The organism is Arsukibacterium indicum (assembly GCF_019100565.1).
GTDB classification, from domain to species: domain Bacteria; phylum Pseudomonadota; class Gammaproteobacteria; order Enterobacterales; family Alteromonadaceae; genus Alishewanella; species Alishewanella indicum.
On sequence record NZ_JAHRID010000003.1, the window covers coordinates 59,295 to 77,359 of the forward strand.

The window sequence follows — 18,065 nt, forward strand, 5'->3', positions numbered from 1 at the left end:
ATCAGGCGCGCCTCGCTACCCAGGCCCGAAAACGCCGGGCACCAGAGCGGTTTCGCAGAATTAAAAACAGACCAAGCAGCAGCGCACTGCCATGCAGCCACCACATGCCGAACTCAGGGGGGATTTTGCCGTCTTCCAGTGCCGAACGACCAATAATCAATAGCGCATAGTAGCCCAGATACAGCAGCAAAGCTGGTAACAACCTGCCAAATTTGCCCTGACGTGGGTTAACCCGGCTCAATGGCACTGCTATCAAAGTAAGAATAGGGATAGATAACGGAATAGCTATCCGCCAGTGCCATTCTGCAGCGGCCTCCGCACTTTGCTGTTGCAATAACAATGGAGTACTTAAACTACTGAGTTTACGCCGGCGCTGCTCAACTTGTTGTTCCCGTAGCTGAATTTGATAGCGGCCAAACTCGGTAACTTCATAGGCTGGTGAGCGACCGTCGCCGGCGTATCTGCGGCCCTGCTGTAATTCCAGCATTTGAGCACCGCTGGCTGCATCTTCGCTCACAGCACCGGTTTCGGCGTAAACAATAGCGTGCCGGGCCTGCTCACCATGAAGTTCTGTTTGGGCAACAAAGACCCGCGATAAATTATTACCTGAACGGCTGATTTCCTGCACAAAAATAACGGCTTGCTCATTTGCGGTGTGCTGAAAGCGCCCCGGCACCAGTGAAAATAAGCCAACATTACTGTCAGCTTTTTCCAGTAACTGATATTCGCGCTCCGTAGCCCATGGGCTCAGATATAAGGTAACACTGCCAGCCAGAATGGCCATTAACACCGACAACAACAAAGTAAGGCGGGTGACATACCACTCACTGACCCCGGTCGCATGCAACACTGTCATTTCACTGTCAGCGTATACCCGACCATAAGCCACTAAAATACCTAAAAATGCACTTAATGGCAGAATTATAACTGCAAGCTGGGGCAATTTAAGCGCAACGATACTCATGACCAGCCGGCCCGGCAAATCACCTTCAGAGGCATCGGCCAGAATTTTTACAAAACGCTGGCTGATAATAATGCTGGTAAGAATAACAAAGACAGCCAATTGGGCGCGAAAGACTTCCCCAATCAGATAGCGAAAAATAATCAAAAATGCCCCCTAAAACCTGTCTTTTTGCTGGAAACCTGGCAATTTTTAAGTAAACTTGATATTTATAACAATTATTATCAGGCAAAGTACCGTGAAAGCCGAGCTTTTTTCTCAATTCGCGGTAGAATTCAGCCATGTAATCAGCTTGCGCCTTAGCACAACGACATTTGTTAACGGCTATAGTAGCACAGTCTTTTAGAATCAGGAGTAAGTATGGAGTTCAGCGTTAAAAGCGGAAGTCCGGAAAAACAACGCAGCGCATGTATTGTTGTTGGCGTATACGAACCACGTCGTCTTTCCGCAGTAGCAGAGCAACTGGATAAAATCAGTGAAGGTTATATCAGCAATTTATTACGCCGCGGCGATTTAGAAGGCAAACCGGGTCAAATGCTGTTATTACACCATGTCCCTAATGTGCTTAGTGAGCGGGTATTATTGGTTGGCTGTGGCAAAGAACGTGAATTGGACGAGCGGCAATACCGCCAGATCATTGCTAAAACGATCAGCACCCTGAATGAAACCGGTTCAATGGAAGCGGTATGCTTTTTATCTGAGTTGCATGTCAAAAGCCGTGATACTTACTGGAAAGTGCGCCATGCGGTGGAAACCACTCAGGACTGCCTGTATGTGTTTGACCGTTTAAAAAGCAAAAAAGACGAAACCCGCCGGCCGCTGCGTAAAATTGTTTTTAACGTACCTACCCGGCGTGATTTAACCATTGGCGAGCGTGCGGTAGAACAAGGTCTGGCTATAGCTGCTGGTATTAAGCAGTGTAAAGACGTTGGCAATCTGCCGCCGAATATCTGCACCCCGGCTTATCTGGCCGAGCAGGCGCAGGCATTGGTTGAGCTATCTGACAAGGTAAGTGTTGAAGTGCTGGGTGCCGAAGAACTGGCCAGCCATGGCATGAACTCGTACCTGGCAGTTGGTCGTGGCTCAGTAAACGGCCCGAAAATGTCGGTAATCAAATACAACGGTGCCGGCAACGACAGCGCCCCGATGGTATTAATTGGTAAAGGCCTGACATTTGACTCAGGCGGTATCAGTTTAAAGCCGGGCGATGGCATGGATGAAATGAAATACGACATGTGTGGCGCCGCCTCGGTGCTGGGCACCATGCATTCAGTTATCGCGCTGGGTTTACCGGTCAATATCGTTGCAATACTTGCTGCTGCTGAGAATATGCCCGATGCCAATGCCTACCGCCCTGGTGATATTTTAACAACTATGTCAGGTCAGACCGTTGAGGTACTGAATACTGACGCCGAAGGCCGGCTGGTACTATGCGATGCCCTGACCTATGCTGAACGCTTTGACCCGGAACTGGTCATTGATGTAGCCACTTTAACCGGCGCCTGCGTTATTGCCCTTGGTAAACATGCCTCTGGCCTGCTTAGTAATCACAACCCGCTGGCACATGAAATTCTGAACGCGTCTGAGCAAAGCGGCGATCGCGCCTGGCGCCTGCCACTATGGGATGATTATCAGGAACAACTGGAAAGCCCCTTCGCCGATTTCAGTAACTTAGGTGGCCGTGCTGCCGGCACTATTACTGCTGCCTGCTTTTTATCACGGTTTACCCGCAAATATAACTGGGCTCATCTGGATATTGCCGGCACAGCCTGGCGCAGTGGCGGTAAAGACAAAGGCTCGACGGGTCGGCCAGTGGCATTGTTAACTCAGTTTTTAATTAACCGTGCTGGCCACAATCAGGATCACTGATGACGGTTACCTTTTATGTGCTGGCTGAAAGCCAGCAATCTCTTGCAAATGAGCTGAGCACTGTGCCAGCTCATTTTGCTTTAGCCTGTCAGTTATGCGCTAACTTTTACCGCGCTAACCAACGGGTTTTTGTTTATACTGCCAGCCAGCAAGATGCCGAACTAATCGACCAGTTACTGTGGCAGTTTGATGCCGACAGCTTTGTACCACATAACCTGAGTGGTGAAGGCCCGGCCCGCGGTGCACCGGTTGAAATAAGCTGGCAACCTCCCAGGCAAAGCCGCCAGGTGCTGATTAATCTTGCACCAGACATGCCGGACTTTGTCAGGCGGTTTGCCGACATTATCGAATTTGTTCCGGCTGAGGCCACTGCCAAAGCGCAGGCCCGGGAACGTTATAAGCAATATCGTCAGTCGGGAATTACCCCTGCTACTGTCAATGCCGACTGAACAACAGGTACTCTCATGGAAAAAACATTTAATCCCAGTCAGATAGAACAAGCCATGTACAGCGCATGGGAAAGCAAAGGCTATTTTAAACCGGCCGGCGACACCGGTAATGGCAGCTACTGCATCATGATCCCGCCACCAAATGTTACGGGCAGCCTGCATATGGGCCATGCCTTTCAGCAAACCATAATGGATGCGATGACCCGCTACCAGCGGATGCGCGGCAAAAACACCTTATGGCAGGTTGGCAGCGATCATGCTGGTATCGCTACCCAGATGGTAGTGGAACGGCAACTGGCAGCAGCTGGCCTGCCCGGCCGCCACCAGATGGGGCGTGATGCCTTTATTGAAAAAGTGTGGGACTGGAAAGCAGAGTCCGGCGGCACTATTACCTCACAAATGCGCCGGCTGGGTAACTCGGTCGACTGGGAGCGTGAGCGCTTTACCATGGATGAAGGATTATCCGAGGCCGTTCAGGAAGTCTTTGTCAGATTATATCAGGACGACTTAATTTACCGCGGCAAACGCCTGGTAAACTGGGACCCGAAACTGCACACCGCTATCTCAGATCTGGAAGTGGAAAACAAAGAGCAGCAAGGCCATATGTGGCATTTACGCTACCCACTGGCTGACGGTGTGCTAACCGATGACGGTAAAAACTACCTCGTCGTCGCTACAACCCGGCCGGAAACCATGTTAGGTGACACCGCTGTTGCCGTTAACCCGGCCGATGAGCGCTATCAGGCATTGCTTGGCAAAGAGGTGCTGCTGCCATTGGTAAATCGCCGGATACCGGTAATAAGTGATGAGCATGCCGACAAAGACAAAGGAACCGGTTGCGTCAAGATCACACCGGCTCACGATTTTAATGATTATGAAGTAGGTAAACGTAATCAGTTACCGATGATCAATATCATGACCCAGGATGCCACCATTCGCAGCGAAGGAGAATGCTTCCACTTTAACGGTGAGCATAACCCGGCAATGACCGCCGCTATTCCTGATACATATCAGGGGCTGGACCGCTACGAAGCACGTAAAGCCATTGTAGCGGCATTTGAACAGGCAGGTTTGCTGGAAAAAGTCGAAAACTTAACCAACACCCTGCCTTATGGTGATCGCAGTGGCGTAGTTATTGAACCCTTACTGACCGATCAATGGTATGTACGGGTGGCACCACTGGCCAAAACAGCTGTTGAAGCAGTACAAAGCGGCCAGATTGAATTTGTACCCAAGCAATATGAAAACATGTACTTCAGCTGGATGCGTGACATTCAGGACTGGTGTATTTCGCGTCAGCTTTGGTGGGGCCATCGCATTCCGGCCTGGTATGACAATGACGGCGGAGTATATGTTGGCCGCAGTGAGCAGGAAGTTCGCAATAAATATCAGTTAACGGCTGATTTGGCGCTGCGCCAGGACGATGATGTGCTGGATACCTGGTTCAGCTCAGCATTGTGGACATTTTCCACACTGGGCTGGCCGAAGCAGACCGACGATTTAAAAACCTTTCACCCAACTGACGTACTGGTAACCGGTTTTGACATCATATTCTTCTGGGTAGCCCGGATGATTATGATGACCATGCACTTTATTAAAGATGATGATGGTAAACCACAGGTGCCATTTAAAACCGTTTATGTTACCGGCCTTATCCGGGATGAAAACGGCGATAAGATGTCAAAATCCAAGGGCAATGTTATTGACCCGCTGGATATGATTGACGGCATCAGCCTGCCCGACTTACTGGCTAAACGCACCAGTAATTTAATGCAACCCAAGCTGGCCGAAAAAATAGCTAAACAAACCGAGCAACAATTCCCTGATGGTATCACTGCAAGTGGCACCGATGCAGTGCGTTTTACCCTGGCCTCACTGGCGTCGACAGGCCGTGATATTAACTGGGATATGAAACGTTTAGAGGGCTACCGAAATTTCTGCAACAAGCTGTGGAATGCCAGCCGCTATGTGCTGATGAATACCGAAGACAAAGACTGCGGTTTTGGCACTGAAACAAAACAATTATCACTGGCTGATAAATGGATTTTGGCGCAATACCAGCAAACGGTAAAACAGGTTAATCAGTATATCGACAGCTACCGCTTCGACTTGGCTGCCTCGGCTCTGTATGAGTTTACCTGGAACCAGTTCTGTGACTGGTATTTAGAGCTGACCAAACCGGTACTGTTTAAAGGCACTGAGGCTGAGCAGCGCGGCACCCGCCACACTCTGGTTACTGTGCTGGAGAGCCTGCTGCGGTTGATGCATCCGATAATGCCATTTATTACCGAAACCATCTGGCAGTCGGTTAAACCACTGGCAGCGTCTGTCATTGATAGCAGCAAAGCGGACAGCATCATGCTACAACCCTATCCGCAGTTTGATGCCCGGCTGGCAGATGACACCGCTATGGCCGATTTAGAATGGTTGAAAGCGGTCATTACAGCCATTCGCAATGTCCGTGGTGAAATGAACATTGCCCCCAGCAAGCCACTTGCCGTATTACTGCGCAACCTGAATACTGACGAACAGCGTCGCTTACAGCAGAACCAGAACTTTTTAATGGTGATGGCAAAACTCGACAGCGTGACGGTATTAGATAGTGCTCAGAAGGCGCCGGCCAGTGCAACTCAGCTGGTCGGTAGCATGGATTTAATGATCCCGATGGCAGGCCTAATTGATAAAGAAGCAGAGCTCAACCGGATTGGCAAGCAGCTGGAAAAAACGCAACAGGAACTGGCACGGGTTAGCGGCAAGCTGAATAACCCGGGCTTTGTTGCTAAAGCACCAGAGGCTGTCCTGGCCAAAGAACGGGAAAAACAAGCTGAGCTAGAGCAGGCTCTGGTTAAACTGCAGGCACAACAAGCAGAAATTTCAGCGCTGTAAGCTGGTTAATATGGATAGCAAAAGGCGACAATTTAGTCGCCTTTTTTCATTGTCCGGGTATTTTACCAATCCCGACTTGTGCAGTTAAAAAACCGGAGCAAGCTCCGGTTATTATTAGTTCAGCAGCAAAATACCTATTCGCTTATTTTTTAACTGAACGGCGGCGGCCAAAGGCTCTTAAACCTAACAAGCCTAAACCAAACAAACCTAACATGGCTGGCTCTGGCACATTTAGCGGACGGGTTGTAATAAAGAACCCAAACTGAGCAGGAGTAAAGGTTTTTTCACGGGTAGTAAAACCTAAACAACCATTTGCTTTACCTGCTCTTGCGCACGTTGCATCTGGTAACGGTGTTAAATTACCTGATAATTCCACAATACTTAAAAAGTAAGTTATGCCGTCATAAACAAATTCAGTATTCAATGCTCCAAACTGAATCACAAAAATGTCGTCACAGACTGTAACTGATGGGAAATTACATGGTGTTGTGTTTGGCGTTTCAATGAAGTCAACAAAAAAACTGGTCGTAAACTGAGGAACTGCAGGGCCAACAGGATCTAACGGCGTCAGATCCAGTGTGGTTAATATACTGGCACTGGTTAAGGTACTATAAGTGCTAGAAAGCGTATTATTAAAATGGGTAATGATATTAGTTGGTGCAGGCATCATACCATTAGTAAACACACTACCAGCAGCCGGTGAATTACTAATTTCTATGCCGCTGCGGGAATTTATCGCACTAAGGTTTGGATTAGTGTGATCACCACCTGCCCGTCCCCAGCTTATCAGTGAGTCATTTACTATTTGATTAGCATTGGCACCACTGAACGTTGCACCCAGCCATTCCGTTGTAACGTTGTAAGACCACTCTACCACGGCAGCCTGCGTAAACGGTGCAATCAGTAGCGCAGCGCCCGCCAGCAACCCCTTACTTAATTTGTTCATATTAATCTCCATGATGGAACAAATGAGCAAACAACCATTATTATTATTTGCTTCCGCCTCAATACAGCACTTTTCGTGCCATTTACTTAAGCATTTGCTTTTAAAGAAGTTATTAAAACAGCAGTGCCAATTATGTAAACAATTGTGACACTTTACATTGAATACGTAGTATTGCTGACTGGACAAAACAGAATGTATAGCTCTGACTTATAACAAAAAAAATGCTTTAGCCTGGTCTAAAATCTGCTTTGTCAGCAATTCAACAATATCAATCAGGCATAAAAAAACCGGAGCAAGCTCCGGTTTTTCTGTGTAACGGTAAGCTACTACCATATCACTTATTTTTTAATTGAACGACGACGACCAAATGCACGTAAACCTAACAAGCCTAAGCCAAACAAACCTAACATAGCTGGCTCAGGAACATTTACCGGACGGCTGGTAATTAAAAAGCCAAACTGCGCCGGAGTAAAAGTACTCTCTTGCGTGGTAAAACCTAAACAGCCAGCAGCAACACCGGCTTCTGCACAAGTCGCATCAGGCAGTGGGTTCAGGTTACCTGTTAATTCAACTATACTGATAAAGTAAGTAATGCCATCATAAACGAACTCACTATTAAGCGCGCCAAACTGAATAACAAAGATATCGTCACACACCGTGTCACTTGGGAAATCACAAGGACTGGTGTTTGGTGTTTCAATAAAATCAACAAAGAAATCAGTCATAAACTCCGGCGCAGCAGGCCCGGCCGGATCAACCGGGGTTAACGTCAGCGTAGTTCTTACTTCTGCGCTAACCAGGGTAGCAAAACTACTGGACAGTATATTGTTGAAATGGGTAATAGTATTTGTTGGCGCAGGCATCATGTTATTGGTAAACACATTGCCCATTGCTGGTGAATTAGTAATTTCCAGACCGCTACGTGAATTAGCTGCGTTTTGAGTAGGATCAGTATGATCTCCACCTGTTGCACCCCAACTAATCAGCGAGCTGTTTTCAATCTGAGTACCACCACCAGCGCTAAACTCAGCATCAAGCCATTCGGTCGTAACGTTATAAGACCACTCAATGACTGCCGCCTGAGTAAATGGCGCAACCAGCAGAGCGGCACCCGCCAACAGACCCTTAGTTAATTTGTTCATATGTATCTCCTTGATGGAACAAAAGGACGAATAACCGCTAGTATTCGCATTCTCCATGTATAAAGCATTAATCAGGCCAGATTTTAACTCACTGTTTTTTCTATTAATTAACATTTAATAATCTTATTAGTGTAAATTTTCATGACAATCACTCTGGCAATTAACAAAAGCACAGCAGGGTTTGCTCTCCCACCAAGACAATTCTCTGGTGGAAAAAAAATTTTTTGATATTATTGCGCGGTGGTTTTCGACGAACCGAAACCGTAACTCCATTTTGATGATAATGAGTTCAGAACTATAAAAAATGCGCTCCGTTGCGTTGTCTTATCTGCTGCAGCGGTTTATCAACCCGACTCTGATAACAGAGCTTTATATTTGAGAATAGCCAATGTCAGCAGATAGCACTGTAGGAAACCTTGCTGAGCCGGTCGCTGCGGCCATCGAGGCCGCTGCCGTAACCCCTTCAGCATTAAGTTTAATACCACCTTTAGTCGTTCTGACCTTTGCTGTCTGGTTAAAGCGTCCTATTCTCGCGCTGATCCTGGGTGCCGTTACCGGTTTGCTGCTGATTAACCCATTGGATGCATTATCAAATTTTTCTGATATCTCCGTTAATGTAATGCAAGACGAAACTATTGGCTGGTTGATACTGGTATGTGCCGGTTTTGGTGCGCTGATTGGGTTATTGATCCATACCGGTGGTGCAGTCGCATTTGGCCGTTTCGGGGCCCGTAAAGCCAGTGGCCCACGCTCGTCAATGTTTATGACGTTTCTGCTGGGCTGTATTATTTTCGTTGATGATTATCTGAATGCATTGTCGGTTGGCGAAGCGATGAAGCGGGTGACAGACAAATTTAAAGTGTCCAGACAAAAACTGGCTTATATCGTCGATTCTACTGCAGCACCGGTTTGTGTGCTGGTACCTATTTCTACCTGGGCAGTATTTTTTGGTGGATTGCTCGAGGATAATAATGTTGCCGAACAGGGCAAAGGGGTAGCAGTTTACATTGAAGCTATTCCTTATATGCTGTACCCGATCGTGGCTATTTTTGTAGTTATGCTGGTTACCTTAAAACTGATGCCGGATATTGGGCCAATGAAGAAAGCGGAACTGGCAACGCTACAGGGTACACCGGTTGAATGTGAGCTGGCCGACAGCCCGCAGGCTGGGATACGCTTGCAAAATCATGCAGTTGATGAAATGCCCTACCATACCAGTGATGAATACGCGGTAAGCTCAGTAGAGCAGGAGTTTGAAACCAGTAATAAACACGGTAGAGTGCATAACTTTGTTATGCCAATGCTGGCGCTGATTGTCTTTACCATGTTGCTTGGCGACTCATTAAGTGAGCCTGATATTTTAAAAGGTGTGATTGCTGCTCTGGTATTTTCTTTTGTTTATTATGGCGTGCAACGACTGATGTCGTTATCTGAAATGATGGACGTTATGATGAATGGTTTTAAAACCATGTTGCCCGCGATCAGCATCGTTATTGCCGCTTTTGTCTTTAAAGATGTCTGCGACAAACTCGGTCTGCCGCTATATATTATCGAAAACCTGGCCCCTTATATGAGTGCCCAGATGCTGCCGGCACTGGTATTTTTAGCTATGGCGATTCTGGCATTCGCTACCGGCTCAAGCTGGGGTATTTTTGCGGTATCTATTCCGATAGTAATGCCACTGGCGTTTGCGGTTGATGCCAATATTCCACTGGTAATAGGCGCGCTGTTATCGGCCAGTTCTTTTGGCAGCCAGGCCTGTTTTTACAGTGACTCGACAGTACTGGCAGCGCAAGGCTCAGGCTGTAACCTGATGAGCCATGCCCTAACTCAGTTCCCCTATGCCTTAATCGCAGCCATAGTGGCCTTTTTTGGTTTTATTCTGCTGGCCTAACTCTTAGACGTAAAAAAAGCGCCATTGGCGCTTTTTTACGTCTATCTCAATCTCCTTTCCTCCACCGCGCAATACAACACCGGCACCATAAATACGCTTAACAGTACAAATAACATCCCGCCAAAGGTTGGGATGGCCATTGGGATCATTAAATCAGCCCCGCGGCCGGTGGCACTTAGCACCGGCAATAATGCCAGAATAGTGGTGGCCGAGGTCATCAGGCAGGGCCGGATCCGCTTTGCTGCGGCTGAAAGCACCAGCGCCCGCACCTCTGCTTTACTGCCCGGTTTGCTGTCAGTAAAGGCCTGCTTTAAGTAACTGGCCATCACGATGCCGTCATCGACTGCGATACCAAATAACGCCAGAAACCCCACCCAGACCGCAATACTCAGATTATACGGCTGCAACTGAAACAGCTCGCGCAAGTTGGTACCAAACAGGCTGATATTTAAAAAGCTACTCTGGCCAAACCAGTCAAGCATGATAAAACCACCGGTCCAGGCCACGGCAATGCTACTGAAGATCATCAGCGTGGTGCTGACCCGGCGGAACTGCAGATACAGCAACATAAAAATAATGATAAGTGCCAGCGGCACCACCCATAACAGCGTTGTCGCTGCGCGCTGCTGCTGCTCAAAACTGCCGGCAAAGCTATAACTGACGCCGGTAGGCAGCTGCCAGGCACCACTGCTTAGCTTTGCATCCAGATAAGCTGCCACCGCCGCAACTACCTCCACTTCAGCCACACCCGGCTTGCCGGCAAAAGTAACATAAGCCGTTAAAAAGGTGTTTTCTGAGCGGATCATCTGCGGCCCACGCTGATAGCGAATTTCAGCTAACTGCTGTAACGGCAGTGGATAGCCGGCCGGCGTGTCGACTAATACGTCAGCCAACTGCTCCAGCGTATCGCGTTGCTCCCGCATATAACGGACCCGGATGGGATAACGTTCACGACCATCAATAATCCGGCCGGCATCCATGCCGCCAATCGCGCTGGCAATGGCCTGCTGCACCTGCTGCATACTCAGGCCATGCCTGGCGATTTCAGCGCGGTCCGGATGGATCTCCAGATAAGGCTGGCCAACAACCCGCTCGGCATTGACGGTCTGTGCCTGGACGGCCGGGGCCTGGCGTAGTAACTGCTCAAGCTCTATGGCAGTTTGCCCCAGAGTGGTCAGATCCGGTGCCGCCAGTTTTATCCCCATTGCGGCGCGCATCCCGGTTTGCAGCATCAACTGACGTGTTTCGATGGGCTGTAACTGCGGGGCTGACGTAACGCCCGGCAGCTGCGCGGCCTGAATAATTTCCTGCCAGATATCGTCCGGGCTGTGAATATGCTCCCGCCATTGCCGGTATGGCCGACCCTGGCTGTCAGAGATTAACTGGCCGTCACTGTCTCTGACGAACTGGTTTTCAACGGTATCATAGCGAAAATACTGCCGGTTGCCGGCAGCATCGGTTTTGTACTCACTATGATACTGAATAAGCGTTTCAATCATACCCAATGGCGCCGGATCAAGTGCAGTATCGGCCCGGCCAACTTTGCCGACGACAGAGCGAACTTCAGGAATAGCTGCAATCGCAAGGTCCTGCTGTTGCAGCACATCCAGCGCTTCGGCTATTGACGTATGCGGCATCAGGCTTGGCATTAACAAAAACGCCCCCTCATCCAGGGCAGGCATAAACTCCCGTCCCATGCCGGGGTAACGCTGTGCTGTGGCACTGTCGGCAGCTACCCAGGGCAATACCCGTTCAGCACCCAACCAGATACTAAGCCCGTACAACACCAGCAACAACGGCAGCAGCATAAACAGCAGCTTCACCTTCAATACCAGTCGTAGCAGCGGCAGATAGCACAATGAAAACAGCCAGAAAAACAGTAGTACTGTGCCAAGCAGCGTAGCAACCAGCAGAATATTGCTCAGCAAGCCGGCAGCCGGGCCCAGCGGCTGCCAGAAATATGCCAGCAAGCCGGTGACGGCTAACAACAACACTAACAACAGTAATGCCCGCAGACGGGTACCTGAATTATAAGGCAGGGTTAACCGGGGCCAGCGGGCCGTCAGGCTCCGCAAGTACTTTTTAACCCCCTCCATTCGCGGTGAAAACAGTAAAAACAGCAGCACAGGTAATAACGTTAGCGCCAGGAAGGCAGCCGCCAGTAACACCAGGGTTTTGCTGTAAGCCAGCGGGCCAAATAGCTTACCTTCGGCACCTGTCATACTGAAAACCGGTAAAAAGCTGACGATGGTCGTGCTAATTGCGGTTATAATAGCCGGCCCCACTTCCTGCATTGCCCGCTGCACCGCAACATAAGCCGTTAACTCAGGTTGCTGCTGGCGCTGGCGGATCAGGTTCTCACTGACAATTATCGCCATATCAACGATGGTACCGATGGCGATGGCAATACCGGCCAGCGCCACGATATTGGCTTCTACTGCAAACAGTTTCATGCCTATAAAGCTCAACAGTACCGCTAACGGCAGCATAGTGCTGACGGCAAATACTGCCCGCAGGTGCCATAACATCACCAGCACCACGATGATGGTAATCAGGATCTGCAGGCTAAGTGCCTGCTCAAGGGTTCCCAGGGTTTCGTTAATCAGCTCTGAGCGATCATAAAACGGCACTACCGTCAGCTGACTTAAGGTTAGCCACTGTGGCCAGCTATCGGCCGGATGCTGTTGCAAAAACAAGGTCCACTGGCTGTTATCGTTACCCCAGGCCGGTAATGCATTGGCCTTTGCAAAGTCTGCTACCTGCGCCGCGCTGGTGTGCGGCCAGTCGATAACAGCTTTAGCCGGCAGACCGCGACTGATCTGGTTAAGCTTGGCATAAATATTATCGATAGCCTGACGCGGATTATAACCCTGCCGTACCGTTATCACGCCGCCCACTGCTTCGGCTCCTGCCACATCCAGGGCGCCACGACGCTGAGCCGGACCGGTACTGACTTTTGCCACATCTGCTACTGTAATCGGCGTATTATCAGGCGCCAGGCGCACTACCGCCCGTTCAATATCACTGAGGTTTTTTACTAAACCAACACCGCGCAACAGGTATTCGACACCATTAATCTCGCGGCTGCCAGCGCTGACATCCAGATTTGCCGCCATTACTGCATTACTGACGTCGGCCAGGCTAACCTGATAAATTCGCAGTAAGTCCGGATCAACCTCTATCTGATATTCGCGCTGGAAGCCGCCAATGGAGGCAACCTCACTGATGCCTTCAGCGGCCAGCAAACCAGTTCGTAAATACCAGTCCTGAATGCTGCGCAGCTCGTCAAGATCCCAGCCAGAGGTGCTGTTACCTGTTGGATCGCGCCCTTCTAATGTATACCAGAACACCTGGCCTAATGCCGTGGCATCCGGCCCCAGGCTCGGCTGCACCCCAGCCGGTAATGTATCCTCCGGCAGGCTGGCCAGCTTTTCCAGCAAACGGCTGCGCGACCAGTAAAACTCAACACTGTCATCAAAAATAACGGCAATACTGGAAAAACCAAACATCGATAAGGTGCGCACGTCTTTAACACCGGCCACGCCCATCAGGGCGACACTCAGCGGATAACTCAGCTGATCCTCGACGTCCTGTGGCGAACGTCCGGGCCACTCGGTAAAAACAATTTGCTGGTTTTCACCCAGGTTCGGTATTGCATCCACCGCGACCGGTTTAAGCGGTATGCCGGTTTGCCAGCCAAAAGGCGCATAGCCAACACCAACCACGACAAGCAAAGCACTGATTAAAAGCACCAGCAATTTCTGGCGCAGACAGGCGCCAATCAACAGTGAAAACCAGGAGTGCTGTTGTTGCTGCAGGCCAGGTTCAGTGTGCATAACGACCTCCGGCGCTGAACTGCTGCTCAATGTCACCACAGCCTTGCATCATAGAGCCAAAATACGGATTTAATACCTCAGTTTGTCTCTGTAACCAGCTGGCGCCCTCACCGTCGCGCGCCATAGGACAATATGCCCGGTACCAGCCCTCAGCCAGCATACCCTGCCCGGCCAGCGCTAACAAAGCCTGCACCTGCAGATAGTATTGGGCCCGGGCCTGTTCAAGGTCAGTGACATGCTGGCTATGACCGGTGCCAGTCAGTAACTGTGCGACGTGCTGCTGTAAATGAGCAGGCCAGCTAACCGCGTTAACGGCGTGCTCAAAAGCCACAGTCCCTTCTTGCCAGTCGGTTAACCTATCCTCGGTTAACGCCAGGTATAACTGTTGATATGTGTCCAGAATGGCATTTTGCTGAGCTTCCGTCAGACTGAAGCTGTCTTGCGGCACTAATGCTGTCTGCACTGGCGCTGCTGTTTGGGTGCTCATCTGCTGATGGCCGTGGGCTGCGTGGGGATTACCGGCCTGACCGTCGGCAGAAAGCATACTGGGCAGCCCCCGGATTTGCAGCTCACTATCTAAGCGAAATGCCCCTTTGCTGACAACCAGTTCGCCTTCTGTTAAGCCCTCCAGCACCTGATACTGATCAGCAAAGCGCCGGCCCAGCGTAACTTCGCGGCCGCTGTAGGTTGCACTCTGGCCGGGCTGTTGCACATAGACCAGCGAGCGCTTGCCGGTATGCAGCACCGCAGATGCCGGAATCAGCAGCACATTATCCTCAGTGTCGAGCAGCCTTGCCCGGGCCAGCATTCCGGGTAACAGCTGACCGTCCGGGTTGTCCAGCACCGCCCTGACAGTAACGGTGCGCTGGTTGCTGTCCACCTGAGGTTCCAACAGCAATACTTCGGCATCGAATGTTGCTCCCGGCAGTGCCAGCAATTCAACACTTATCTTCTGCCCCGGCCTGATAGCGCCAAGCTGATGCTCAAAGGCTTCGAGCTCCAGCCAGAGTTTATCCAGCGCCAGTACGCTGAACAGTGGCTGGCCGGCACTGACATAAGCACCTTCATTCACCATTTTTTCCAGGACCCGACCTGATACCGGCGCACTGATCGTGACCGTATCCTGCAGGCTCTCACTTTGTAAAATCGTATCAATCTGGGTGGCGGGCACCCCTAACAGCCGCAGGCGGCGCCGTGCAGCGGCCAGGGTGCTGTCGGCCGGTAAACTACTGCCGCGGGCGCCAGCAAGCTGCTTAGCCTGCACCAGTTCCTGTTGTATAACAATAAGATCCGGATTGAAAATCTCTACCATCGGCTGGCCCGCAGTGACATCGACCCCGCTGCTATCAAGGTAGAACTTATCAATCCGGCCAGAAGTCCAGGCACTGATAGTTTTCAACCGACTCTGATCGGCAGCCAGCTTACCGACTAACGCCATACTGTGCTCGGCCTGCTGCCGCCGCACCGGAGTTAACTCTGGCTGCAGCAATGCCTGGGCCCGCGGGCTTAACCGCACCGCGCCTTCTGCACTTAACAAAGGGGCCGGATTTAACGAGGGATCGGCAGAATTTTCAGCGTCGTCTGTCGTTACCGGGATAAGCGCCATGCCGCATATCGGACAACGATCATCCGGATTGGTGGAGCGGACATGCGGGTGCATTGAACAGGTATAGACGGTGGCGGGTTTATCACCCGTTATCAGCTGCTTTAGCGTGCTTTGACTTGCCAGCGTGCTTTGCAGAACACTGACGTGTTGGGAATGATCATGCTGGTGTTGCTGGGCGAGCGCTTCGCCGCCAACGAATAATAACACTGGCAAACTGGCCAGCAAGCCGCTTTTAACCGGGATAAACATAGTAAAACCTCTGCATTTGAAATACCGTAAATAACCGTAGGCAACACGGCCGGGATCAAATCAGCAGCTGGTTTTTTCGCAGATATAAGGGGACAGAAGGTCTTGGCGGAGACGGGTGTACAAAATTGTCTGAATTATGCGAATAAGTTGGCCACAGTTCATTTACCTGCAACCAACTGACCGATAATACTACTGCCGGTAATGATAAAGACTCAAGCTGGGTTGCCGGAGTGTCGCAGCCAGAACAATTATCATGTGTACTATCAACAATTATTGAGCCGGTCGGTGGCACATCAACTTCGCTGATAACACCATGACACGGCGGACTTTCAGTCGACATGACAACATGTTGCTGATAATCAGCAGCAATAGCCTGACTAACGAGGCCATTACACAGCAATAAACACCAGGACAGCGCCAAACTGACCATCAACGGGATAGTCCAGTGCTTTTGTCGTTGTACCAATGTACTTAACATAGGGTGCTTAACATAATATTTGGAATAGCTGCCGTATTACTCAGTTAGTTTAGCTTATAAATGCCAGAGGCAATTGCCGCTAAGATTACGCTTAAGCGGCTAACAAGTCAAAATTGCCAGCTTAAGTTTATTACTCGCTTAACTGCTTTACAAAGCCCGGTTGCTGATAAGCTGCCAGTTGCTGTTCCAGCAGGCTGGCCAATGCTAATAACTCCGGCTCTGTCCAGGGTAACCCAACCAGACTAACGCCTAACGGTAAAATACTACTGAAACCTGCCGGAATTGTCACGGACGGGTAACCCGCCACAGCTGCCGCGGTTGAGGTACCAAAATTAAAGGCATCGCCCTTAACATGATCAATGGGCCAGGCCGGGCCATATGACGGCAGAATAATGGCATCAAAACCCTGCTCTCGCAGATACTGGTCCAGAGCAGCCTCAGAAAGTTGCCGGCTTTGGTTCAGCGCCTGCTGATAACTGACTTTGTCAGTTTCCAGGTTAATCGCTGCGGCTTGCTGCAGGTACTCCTGGCCAAAAAAGCCCAGGGCTGTTTCGCCAATAGCCTGGTTAAAGGCAACAATTTCAGCCAGCGTATCGCGCTCTGCCGGCACCTGATAGTCCCGCAACCATTGTTCTAAATCCCGCTTAAACTCGTACACCAATACTTTTAGCTCTGCCTGATACAGCTCAGGCGGCAACTGCCATCTATCTGTACTGACTACCTCTATACCGGCTGCTGTAAGCGCTGCAGCCAGCTTATCAAGTATCTGTGGCAGGGCTTGGTCTTGCTTATCATAGGCACGAACCAGTAATACTTTGCCTGCAGTTGGGGCCTGCCTGGCCGCAGTGCTAAGCGGCTGAGTAAACTGTTGTTTTGCCTGTGGGCTTAGCATCGCATCCAGCAGTAACGCGGCACCATAAACCGTTCTGGCCATCGGCCCGGCAATATCCTGCGCCGAGGCAATCGGGATAATGCCCTCACCCGATACAGCAGCGCGGCTGGGTTTAATACCGACAATGCCATTGATTGCCGAGGGGCACATAATAGAACCGTCAGTTTCGGTGCCAACAGCCAGCAAAGTGAAATCAGCCGCCACCGCCACGGCAGAACCTGAGCTCGAACCACAGGGTGTGTGACTTAATAAGTGTGGGTTGCGAACCTGGCCGCCAAGCGCAGACCAGCCACTGGCTGAATTTTCGCCCCGAAAATTAGCCCATTCCGACAAGTTAGCTTTAGCCAGAATAATCGCGCCGGCTGTGCGTAACTGACTGACAAGCTCTGCATCTGCCGGGGTAAGGTGGCCCTGTAATGCCAGGGCTCCTGCCGTTGTCGGCAGGCTGTCTTTTGTCGCGATATTAGCCTTTAATACCACCGGCAAACCATGCAGCGCCGAGCGCACCTTACCGGCACGGCGCTCAGCATCCAGCTGCTGTGCCTGACTCATCGCATCAGGGTTAATATCGCTTATCGCCGCCAGCTGATGGCCGCTGTTGTTATTGCTGGCAATTTGCTGCAAGTAGTAGCTTACCAGCTGCTCTGAGCTCAGCTTGCCATCGGCTAAAGCTTGCTGCGCGGCTGCGGTTGACAGCCAGGCCGGATTAATCGTGCTCTGTGCCGTGTCAGGCCCGGTGACAGCCGACTGAGGGGCTAAAGGTTGATTACTGCAAGCGCTTAGCGTCAGCAGCACGCCAAAACCCATAGTTAGAAAAAGATGGCGCATTAGTATTCCCTGCTTATTAACAATATTTA

General features: G+C 50.4%; 11 protein-coding genes. 4 read left to right on the top strand and 7 right to left on the bottom strand.

Going from position 1 to position 18,065, the window contains the following annotated elements; genetic code table 11:
* Position 1: 1 nt before the first annotated feature.
* Positions 2-1,108 (bottom strand): LPS export ABC transporter permease LptF, encoded by a 1,107-nt coding sequence (lptF, locus tag KQY15_RS07535; protein WP_217668581.1) that lies wholly within the window; start codon positions 1,106-1,108, stop codon positions 2-4.
* 213 nt (positions 1,109-1,321) lie between these two features.
* Here lptF and pepA point away from each other — a divergent pair, with 213 nt between their 5' ends.
* Genes pepA through KQY15_RS07550 form a run of 3 tightly spaced genes read left to right on the top strand, consistent with a single transcriptional unit; the run spans position 1,322 to position 6,165 of the window.
* Positions 1,322-2,830: a leucyl aminopeptidase gene (gene pepA / locus KQY15_RS07540; protein ID WP_217668582.1), complete on the top strand. Its 1,509-nt coding sequence runs from the start codon at positions 1,322-1,324 to the stop codon at positions 2,828-2,830.
* Positions 2,830-3,279 (top strand): DNA polymerase III subunit chi, encoded by a 450-nt coding sequence (locus KQY15_RS07545; protein ID WP_217668583.1) that lies wholly within the window; start codon positions 2,830-2,832, stop codon positions 3,277-3,279. The genes pepA and KQY15_RS07545 overlap by 1 nt, the downstream gene beginning before the upstream one ends.
* Before the next feature lie 15 nt (positions 3,280-3,294).
* Positions 3,295-6,165 carry a valine--tRNA ligase gene (locus tag KQY15_RS07550; RefSeq protein WP_217668584.1) on the top strand — a complete coding sequence of 957 codons (2,871 nt, stop codon included), beginning with the start codon at positions 3,295-3,297 and terminating at the stop codon, positions 6,163-6,165.
* A 142-nt stretch (positions 6,166-6,307) separates the two neighbouring features.
* On the opposite strand, the gene KQY15_RS07555 is transcribed toward KQY15_RS07550, so the two are convergent.
* On the bottom strand, positions 6,308-7,297 hold the full coding sequence (locus tag KQY15_RS07555; protein ID WP_254795537.1) for a THxN family PEP-CTERM protein: 990 nt from the start codon (positions 7,295-7,297) through the stop codon (positions 6,308-6,310).
* A gap of 152 nt (positions 7,298-7,449) precedes the next feature.
* A complete protein-coding gene (locus tag KQY15_RS07560) occupies positions 7,450-8,253 on the bottom strand; it encodes a THxN family PEP-CTERM protein (protein ID WP_254795539.1) in 804 nt (267 codons plus the stop codon).
* 388 nt (positions 8,254-8,641) lie between these two features.
* Here KQY15_RS07560 and KQY15_RS07565 point away from each other — a divergent pair, with 388 nt between their 5' ends.
* Positions 8,642-10,147, top strand: a complete 1,506-nt coding sequence (locus KQY15_RS07565; RefSeq protein WP_217668586.1) for a Na+/H+ antiporter NhaC family protein — start codon at positions 8,642-8,644, stop codon at positions 10,145-10,147.
* Between the two features lie 41 nt (positions 10,148-10,188).
* Here the strand turns inward: KQY15_RS07565 and KQY15_RS07570 are convergent, their stop codons facing one another.
* The 4 genes from KQY15_RS07570 to KQY15_RS07585 all read right to left on the bottom strand — a co-directional run bounded on the left by KQY15_RS07570 (position 10,189) and on the right by KQY15_RS07585 (position 18,036).
* Positions 10,189-13,983 carry an efflux RND transporter permease subunit gene (locus KQY15_RS07570; RefSeq protein WP_217668587.1) on the bottom strand — a complete coding sequence of 1,265 codons (3,795 nt, stop codon included), beginning with the start codon at positions 13,981-13,983 and terminating at the stop codon, positions 10,189-10,191.
* Positions 13,973-15,838, bottom strand: coding sequence for an efflux RND transporter periplasmic adaptor subunit (locus KQY15_RS07575; protein ID WP_217668588.1), 1,866 nt, complete (start codon positions 15,836-15,838; stop codon positions 13,973-13,975). The genes KQY15_RS07570 and KQY15_RS07575 overlap by 11 nt, the downstream gene beginning before the upstream one ends.
* A 55-nt stretch (positions 15,839-15,893) precedes the next feature.
* Positions 15,894-16,316, bottom strand: a complete 423-nt coding sequence (locus KQY15_RS07580; protein WP_217668589.1) for a hypothetical protein — start codon at positions 16,314-16,316, stop codon at positions 15,894-15,896.
* A 130-nt stretch (positions 16,317-16,446) separates the two neighbouring features.
* Entirely contained in the window at positions 16,447-18,036 is a 1,590-nt protein-coding gene (locus KQY15_RS07585) for an amidase (RefSeq protein ID WP_217668590.1), read from the bottom strand.
* Between the last annotated feature and the right edge of the window lie 29 nt (positions 18,037-18,065).

Bases quoted from the DNA above. Each gene is read 5' to 3' on its own strand.
- pepA (WP_217668582.1), top strand. From the start codon at position 1,322: ATGGAGTTCAGCGTTAAAAGCGGAAGTCCGGAAAAACAACGCAGCGCA.
- KQY15_RS07545 (WP_217668583.1), top strand. From the start codon at position 2,830: ATGACGGTTACCTTTTATGTGCTGGCTGAAAGCCAGCAATCTCTTGCA.
- KQY15_RS07550 (WP_217668584.1), top strand. From the start codon at position 3,295: ATGGAAAAAACATTTAATCCCAGTCAGATAGAACAAGCCATGTACAGC.
- KQY15_RS07560 (WP_254795539.1), bottom strand. From the start codon at position 8,253: ATGAACAAATTAACTAAGGGTCTGTTGGCGGGTGCCGCTCTGCTGGTT.
- KQY15_RS07565 (WP_217668586.1), top strand. From the start codon at position 8,642: ATGTCAGCAGATAGCACTGTAGGAAACCTTGCTGAGCCGGTCGCTGCG.
- KQY15_RS07570 (WP_217668587.1), bottom strand. From the start codon at position 13,983: ATGCACACTGAACCTGGCCTGCAGCAACAACAGCACTCCTGGTTTTCA.
- KQY15_RS07575 (WP_217668588.1), bottom strand. From the start codon at position 15,838: ATGTTTATCCCGGTTAAAAGCGGCTTGCTGGCCAGTTTGCCAGTGTTA.
- KQY15_RS07580 (WP_217668589.1), bottom strand. From the start codon at position 16,316: ATGTTAAGTACATTGGTACAACGACAAAAGCACTGGACTATCCCGTTG.
- KQY15_RS07585 (WP_217668590.1), bottom strand. From the start codon at position 18,036: ATGCGCCATCTTTTTCTAACTATGGGTTTTGGCGTGCTGCTGACGCTA.